This window comes from Pseudomonas monteilii NBRC 103158 = DSM 14164, from assembly GCF_000730605.1.
GTDB classification, from domain to species: Bacteria; Pseudomonadota; Gammaproteobacteria; order Pseudomonadales; family Pseudomonadaceae; genus Aquipseudomonas; species Aquipseudomonas monteilii.
Genome location: NZ_BBIS01000127.1, coordinates 1 through 648, shown reverse-complemented (window position 1 = coordinate 648; position 648 = coordinate 1). Strand labels below are relative to the sequence as shown.

The 648-nt window shown below is 48.0% G+C and carries 2 protein-coding genes; both read right to left on the bottom strand.

What is annotated here, in order from left to right:
* On the bottom strand, window positions 1-204 hold a 204-nt coding region (locus tag PM2_RS30620; protein WP_155276346.1), incomplete at its 3' end, for a helix-turn-helix domain-containing protein.
* Window positions 201-648 (bottom strand): hypothetical protein (locus PM2_RS31095; RefSeq protein ID WP_080724471.1); only part of this gene is annotated, 448 nt, incomplete at its 5' end. The genes PM2_RS30620 and PM2_RS31095, both read right to left, overlap by 4 nt.

Here is a 648-nt window from a genome sequence, read left to right as displayed (position 1 = left end):
CCCTAGGAAAAACTGAATGGGAAAGTTCAATTCTCTTGCTATCGCTGTAAGACTTTCACTTGTAGGCGATTGGCTACCACTCTCGTAAAGAGAGATAAGTTTACTACTTAAACCTGCACGATCCGCGAGCAATTTCATGGTAAAGCTTCGGCGTTGCCTTGCTAAGATTAGCCGAGATGGGTTGAAATCGCTCAGTTCTGTCATGATCTTGGAATTACTGGAATATCGATATCGGATGAAGGCTCTGGACCTTGTGGGTCAATGTTATCACCGAGCTGCAAGGAAGGCATAATGAATCTTGGCTTCCAATCGTCTACTTTTTCATTTTCAGCAATGTTAATTGGTCGCGACAGCTCGTACCGCACTTCCCCAGCTTCCTTGTCAACATAAAAAAGCAAGATCCACAAAGTCTGGTCGCTATGGGGAGAGTACCGATGGAGTTCTTCACGAGAAACAGGGAATAACTCCGTTTGCCTCACATTATACGACACACCTTGACTCGTTTGACGCCCCTTCTTGTTACGCGTCATTGGCGTACGGGCATGGTTCCCGGTGTGCTCATCTCCGCAGATCACGGTGATGGCATGTTTTCCATCAGGGGATACGACGCGTGGCTGGTTGCCCGGGTTCTCGATCCGCCACCCTTTA